Annotated in this window: 1 protein-coding gene; it reads right to left on the bottom strand. The window is 70.2% G+C overall.

Features of this window, described 5'->3' with window-relative positions:
• The coding region (locus tag GKQ77_RS32925) for a polyprenol monophosphomannose synthase (protein ID WP_219692807.1) at positions 1–744 on the bottom strand (744 nt) is incomplete at its 3' end.
• Between the last annotated feature and the right edge of the window lie 419 nt (positions 745–1,163).

The raw sequence follows: 1,163 nt of genomic DNA, 5'->3' as shown, positions 1-1,163 counted from the left end.
ACCCGTCCCCGACCCCGTACCCGCACCCGCACCCGGCCGGGATCCGCTCGCCCCGAGCCGCAGCTTCCAGGGCATGATGATCGACTCCAGCTGCACCATCAGGTTCATCTTCGACTCGCCGACCGTGCGGTCCTCGAAGTGGATCGGCACCTCCATGACGCCGAAGCCGCGCCGCAGCGCCCGGTACTTCATCTCGACCTGGAAGCTGTACCCCGCGCTGTCCACGGAGGCGAGGTCGATGGCGCGCAGGGCGTCCGCGCGCCAGATGTTGAAGCCGCCGGTGATGTCGCGGACGCGCGTGCCGAGGATGGTGCCCGCGTAGGCGTTGGCCCAGCGGGAGAGCAGCTTGCGGTGGGCGCCCCAGGCGTCGGAGAGCGTGCCGCCCTGCACATACCGGCTGCCGATGACGACGCCCGCGTCGGTGGCGAGCGCGACGCCCAGCAGCTCGGCGGCCTTCGCCACGGGGTGGCTGCCGTCGGCGTCCATCTGGAGGACGTACTCCGCGCCCTCGGCGACGGCCCGCGTCATACCGGCCGCGTAGGCCCGGCCGAGCCCGTCCTTCTCGGTGCGGTGCAGGACGCTCATCCGGGCGCTGCCATACCGCTCCGCGAAGCGCTCGGCGATCTCGCCGGTGCCGTCGGGGCTGGAGTCGTCGACGACGAGGAGGCGCAGGCCGGGCAGCGGGAGTGCCATCAGGGCCTCGGCCATGCCGGGCAGGTTCCCCGCTTCGTTGTACGTGGGCATGACGACGGTCAGCCGGGTGGCGGCCCAGGTTTCGGGCAGTCTCGCGGCGAGGTCGTCGGAGAGGTTCTCGGGGGTGTTCACAGTCACGGCTGGGGCCCTTCGGTGGTCCGCGGTCGATGGGTGGTCCGGTTCCCTGGCGCTGTGGATCTCGTACCTCCGTCAGACAATCTCACCCACCTTAGACCAAATGCCCGAATTGATGGGGTATGGCGAATCTCATCACCCATTCCGCGCCACGCGGGCAACCAATCAGGCCAAGGAAAGCTCCGCCCGAAGGGGCCGTACCTCCGCACCCACCGAGCCGCAACATGACGACCGGCGATACGACGAACGGCGATACGACGAGGGGCATACGAGATCCATCACCGAAGACGCCGGGAGGCCGCCCCGCGTTGCCCGCCCCCCGGCACCACCGACGC

The sequence above is a fragment of the Streptomyces anatolicus genome, from assembly GCF_019400875.1.
In the GTDB taxonomy this organism is placed as follows: Bacteria; Actinomycetota; Actinomycetes; order Streptomycetales; family Streptomycetaceae; genus Streptomyces; species Streptomyces anatolicus.
This window is presented reverse-complemented; position numbering and strand designations above follow the sequence as displayed.